This window comes from Mycobacterium sp. 852002-51613_SCH5001154, assembly GCF_001667425.1.
In the GTDB taxonomy this organism is placed as follows: domain Bacteria; phylum Actinomycetota; class Actinomycetes; order Mycobacteriales; family Mycobacteriaceae; genus Mycobacterium.
Window position 1 is genome coordinate 1 of record NZ_LZII01000067.1, and the last position, 6,125, is coordinate 6,125.

Here is a 6,125-nt window from a genome sequence, read left to right on the forward strand (position 1 = left end):
GCGGTGTGTGTGTTGACGTGTGGCGCCGACACTTTGGTCGGGGCGGGCGCGCGCCCGGTGTTGCGTGTCGACGAACTGGACCTGTCGGGGCGGTGCGCGAAGCCCATCACCGACGCCGACCGGCACTCGCCACTGAAGGTCGAGAACACCGCCTATGTGATGTTCACCTCGGGGTCCACCGGTACCCCCAAGGGCGTAGTGGTTAGCCACGCCGGCCTGGTCGGATTGGCCGCGTCGCAATGCAAGGTGTACGGGCTGGGCGCGCAGTCGCGCGTGCTGATGGTGGCCGCGCCGACCTTCGATGCGTCGATCTTCGATCTGTTGTGGGCGGTCGGGTCCGGCGCGACGTTGGTGATGGCCCCGCCCCAGGCCTACGCGGGAGAGGCGCTGACCGAGTTGCTGCAGGACCAGCGGGTCAGCGCGGCGGTGGTGACCCCGACGGTGTTGGCGTCGCTGGACCGGGCCCGGCTGGACGGACTCGACACGCTGGTTACCACGGGAGAGGCGTGCCCGGCGGAGTTGGTCGGCGCCTGGGCGCCGGGTCGGCGGATGTTCAACGGCTATGGCCCCTCCGAGACCACCATCTGCGCCACGTCCACTGCGCCGCTGTCGGCGGGGCAGCCGGTGAGCATCGGCACCCCGATCCCGGGGGTGTGCGCGCTGGTGCTCGACGCGCGGCTGAACCCGGCCCCGATCGGGGTGGTCGGCGAACTGTATTTGAGCGGGCCCGCACTCGCGCACGGCTACCTGGGCCGGATGGGTTTGACTGCGGAACGGTTTGTGGCCAACCCGTTTGGGGGTGCGGGGGCGCGGATGTATCGCACCGGGGATTTGGTGCGCTGGACGTCTGCGGGTGTGCTGGAGTACTTGGGCCGCATCGATGCCCAGATCAAGTTGCGGGGGCAGCGCATCGAACTCGGGGAGATCGAAAATGCCTTGCTGGCGTGCCCGCAGGTCGTTCAGGCCGCGGCCGCCGTGCACCACGGCCCCAAGGGTGATCGCCTCATCGGCTACGTCAGTGGGGTGCCGCGCCCCGATCCGACGACGGCGCGTCAGCAGTTGAGCGCGCGGTTGCCCGATTACATGGTGCCGGCGGAAATTATTGTGCTCGAAGAAGTTCCGTTGACCTCGTCGGGCAAGGTCGATCGTCGGGCGCTGCCGGCGCCGGTGGTGGCCATTGCGCCGTTCCGGGCGCCGCACACCGAGACCGAGAAAATCGTGGCCGAGGTCTTCGCCCAGGTGTTGGGCCAGGATCGGGTCGGACTCGATGACGACTTCTTTGCCCTGGGTGGGGATTCGTTGGTCGCCGCCCGGGTGAGCACGCGACTGCAGCTGGCGCTGGGCAGAGAAGTGCCCGTGCGCTACCTCTTCGACGCGTCCACCGTCGCGCGTCTGGCCGACCATCTGCACCGTCATCGTGGCGGCCCCGCCTGGGCTCCGTTGCAGGTGATGCCGCGTCCGGAGCGAGTTCCGCTCTCGTTTGCGCAGAGCCGGTTGTGGTTCCTTGACCGGTTCGAGGGTGGCGGCGCGACCTACAACATGCCGATCGCGTTTCGGATCAATGGGGCGCTGGACGTCGAGGCGCTCGGCGCTGCCCTCGACGATGTCATCGCCCGGCACGAGTCGCTGCGCACCATATTTCCCGACATCGATGGCGTGCCGGTGCAGCAGGTGCTGCCGGCCCGGACCGGGATGTGGCGGCGCGGTAGCGCGATGGTCGTGTCCTTGCCGGAGCAGGACGTGGTCGAAGAGTTGCTCACGCTGGTGGCGTATCGATTCGATTTGTCAACCGAAATCCCTATTCGTGCGCAGATCTACTCGGTGGGGCCCGAGCAGCATGTGGTCGGAATTGTTGTGCACCACATCACTTATGACGGTTGGTCGCTGCCGCCATTGGCCCGCGATGTGGGCGAGGCCTATCGGGCACGACGGCAGGGCTTAGCCCCGGCGTGGGCGCCCTTGGCGGTGCAGTACGTCGATTACACGCTATGGCAGCGAACGCATTTGGGTGACCTCGACGACAGCGACAGCCCCATCGCCGCGCAGCTGAAGCATTGGAAGCAGACCCTGGCCGGAATGCCTGAGTGCCTGACGCTCCCCATTGACCGGCCCTATCCGCCGGTGGCTGATTACCGGGGCGCCAGTGTGGCGGTGGACTGGCCGGCCGAGTTGCAGCAGCGGGTCCGCCTGGTGGCCGGCGAGTACAACGCGACCAGCTTCATGGTGGTCCAGGCCGCCCTGGCGGTGTTGTTGTCCAAACTGGGTGCCACGAGTGAGGTGGCGGTCGGGTTCCTGATCGCCGGGCGGCGCGACCCGGCGCTGGATGAGCTGGTGGGTTATTTCATCAATACCTTGGTGCTGCGTGTCGATCTGGCCGGTGATCCCACCTTCGCCGAGCTGCTCGCCCAGGTGCGCCAGCGCGGCCTGGCGGCCTACGAACACCAAGACGTGCCCTTCGAGGTGCTGGTTGAACGGCTCAACCCAACCCGAAGCGCAACCCGTCACCCGCTCTTTCAGGTGGTGTTGTCTTGGCAGAACTTTGCCGGGCAGGACAACGATCCGGCCGCGAGGTTGGCCTTGGGTGATGTGCAGGTCACGCCGCTGCCAGGCTCACGGCGAGTCGTCGACGACACCCGAATGGATTTGGTCTTCTCTCTGGGCGAACGGTGGACCGAAGCCGGTGAGCCCGCCGGGATCGGGGGAACGGTGGATTTCCGCACCGATGTGTTCGACGTAGCCAGCATCGAGACGCTGATCGAGCGGTTGCGGCGGGTATTGACCGCGATGACCGCCGATCCCATCCGACGGCTCTCGTCGGTGGATGTACTGGATGCCGGTGAGCACACGGACTTGGATCAGTGGGGTAACCGGGCGGTCTTGGCAGAGCCGGTGAGCACGTTGGCGTCGATCCCGGCGGTGTTCGCCGAGCAGGTGGCGCGTGCCCCGGAGGCGGTGGCGCTCAGCTACGAGCAGGGGTCGTGGACCTACCGCGAGGTTGACGAAGCCGCTAACCGGTTGGCGCACTTGTTGGTTGGCCAGGGCGTGGGCCGGGGTCAGTGTGTGGCGCTGCTGTTGCCCCGATCGGCCGAGACGATCGTGGCGGTTCTGGCGGTGTTGAAGACCGGCGCGGCTTATTTGCCGATCGATCCGATGCACCCCGACGCTCGGGTCCGGTTCATGCTGGCCGATGCCGCGCCGCTCGCCGCGATCACCACCGCCGGGCTGGCCGACCGGCTCGACGGGTGCGATCTGCGGGTCATCGATGTCGACGACCCAGGCATCCTCAGTTGCCCGAGCACGGGCTTACCGGCGCCGGGCGCCGACGACATCGCCTACTTCATCTACACCTCGGGCACGACGGGCGCCCCCAAGGGGGTGCCGATCGCCCATCAGAGTGTGATCCGGCTGCTGGAGTCACTGGACTCCGAGATGGCGCCGGGACAGGTGTGGACGCAGTGTCATTCCTTGGCCTTCGACTATTCGGTGTGGGAGATCTGGGGCGCACTGCTGCGCGGCGGGCGGCTGGTGGTGGTGCCCGAATCGGTGACGCGCTCACCAAAAGACCTGCACGCTTTGCTCGTTGCCGAACAAGTCAGCGTGTTGAGCCAGACCCCATCGGCGTTCTACGCGCTGCAAACCGCCGACGCGCTAGCACCCGAGCTGGGAGGGCAGCTCAAACTTGAGACTGTGGTGTTCGGCGGTGAGGCGCTTGAACCACAACGCCTTCGGACTTGGCTGCACGACCACCCGGGTCTGCCGCGCCTGGTCAACATGTACGGCATTACCGAAACCACGGTGCACGCCTCGTTCCGGGAGATTGTCGCGGCCGACACCGACACTGTTGCCAGTCCTATCGGGATGCCGTTGGCGCACTTGGCCTTTTTTGTCCTCGATCGGTACCTGCGGGCGGTGCCGGTGGGTGTAATCGGTGAGTTGTATGTCACCGGTTCCGCTGTGGGACTGGGGTATTGGCGGCGGGCCGGCTTGACCGCGACGCGGTTTGTTGCGTGTCCATTTGGGGGATCCGGGGCGCGGATGTATCGGACCGGGGACCTGGTGTCTTGGGGCGCCGACCGGCAGCTGCGGTACGTGGGGCGGGCCGATGAGCAGGTCAAGATCCGCGGGTACCGCATCGAGCTCGGCGAGATCGAGGCGGCTCTGAGCGCCCATCCGGGAGTGGCGCAGGCGGCGGTGATCGCACACACCGCGAACGCGGATCCGGAGGGGGTCAGCGACAAGCAACTGGTGGGCTATGTCGTACTGAATCAAAAGTTGGAGCCGGCAACGGAAGCGGACCTGGTGGGGAGCGAACGAGTCGACGAGCTACGCCGTTTCGTGGCTGGCCGGTTGCCCGAGTTCATGGTGCCGGCGGCGATCATGGTCGTGGAGTCGCTGCCGTTGACGGTCAACGGCAAACTTGACCGGCGGGCGCTGCCGGCGCCCGAGTTCATCAGCGCAGTAGGGTACCGACCGCCGCGTGAACAACGGGAACGCTTGTTGGCCAAACTTTTTGGCGAGGTTCTCGGGGTGCCGCGGGTCGGCATTGATCAGTCATTCTTCGACCTGGGTGGGCATTCGCTGTCGGCAACACGGCTGATAGCGCGAGTTCGAACCGAATTGGGCGTCGAAGTCCCGATTCAGGTGTTGTTCGACGCGTCCACCGTGGCCGGATTGGCCGAATGGATTGCTGCTCATGCGGGCGAACAGGCGAGGCCGGCGTTGACGGCACAAGAGCGGCCCGCGGTGGTGCCGTTGTCGTTTGCGCAGAGCCGTTTGTGGTTCATCGACCGGTTCGAGGGCGGGGGTGCGACCTACAACATACCGATCGCCTTCCGCATCAAAGGGGCGCTGGATGTCGAGGCGCTCGGCGCGGCGCTCGATGATGTCATCGCCCGCCACGAATCGCTGCGCACCATCTTTCCCGACATCGACGGTGTGCCGTTCCAGCAGGTGCTGGCTGCCCGGGCGGGGATGTGGCGGCGCGGTGGCGCGGCGGTCATGTCGGTGCCGGAGCGCGACCTGGTCCCAGAGTTGTTGACGCTGGTTACGTATCGGTTTGATTTGTCGGCGGAGGTCCCGATTCGTGCGCAGATTTATTCGATGGGCCCCGAGGAGCATGTGGTGGGGATCGTCCTGCACCACATCGCCTTTGACGGATGGTCCATGGTACCGATGGTCCGTGATGTGGGCCAGGCGTACCAAGCGCGGCGGGAGGGCAGGGCCCCGGGCTGGGCGTCGTTGGCGGTGCAGTACGTCGATTACACGCTGTGGCAACGGGAGTGGTTGGGGGCCGAGTCTGATCCCGACAGTGTGATCGCCGAGCAGTTGCGATACTGGCGGCAGGAGTTGGCCGATGTCCCGGAGGCGGTGTCGCTGCCGGCAGATCGGCCCCGCCCGCCGGTGCTCAGTTATCGCGGTGATGCAGTCGATTTGCACATCGACCCGCAAGTGTGGGCGGGAGTTAAGGCGGTGGCAGCGACGCACAACGCGACGGTCTCGATGGTGTTGCAGGCGGCATTGGCGGTGCTGCTGCACCGGGTCGGAGCCGGTGAGGACGTGGTGATCGGCGCGACGATCGCCGGGCGGCTAGATGAGGCACTCGATGATCTGGTCGGGTTCTTCGTCAACTCTTGGGCGTTGCGGGTGGGGGTCAATACCGCGCACCGGTTCAGCGAGGTACTCGAGCAGGTGCGCCAGAAAGCGCTGGACGCTTACAGCAACCAGGAAGTTCCCTTCGAACTGCTGGTCGAGCAGCTCAATCCGGTGCGCTCGACGGCGCATCACCCGCTGTTCCAGGTAGCCCTGGTCTTCCAAAACAATGTGCGCCCCGAGATGGCGGCGATCGACGGACTCAGCGTCGAGCCGCTCGTGGCCGACGTCCGCACCGCGAAGTTCGAGCTGGATTTCAATATCGGTGAGGCGCCTACCGAGGACCCCACCGCTCCGATGGCGACGGGGATAGTCACGTACGCCACCGATCTGTTCGACCGGTCCACCGTCGAGCGGTTGGTCGCCTGGTTCGGGCGGGTGATCGAGGCGGTGGTCGCGGATTCGTCGGTGGTGGTGGGTGAGGTGGCGTTGCTGGATCGCGGTGAGCGTGAGTTGGTGTTGTCGGGGTGGTCTGG

General features: G+C 66.3%; 1 protein-coding gene. It reads left to right on the top strand.

Features of this window, described 5'->3' with window-relative positions:
* Positions 1–6,125 (top strand): amino acid adenylation domain-containing protein (locus tag A5750_RS18395; protein WP_156664358.1); only part of this gene is annotated, 6,125 nt, incomplete at both ends.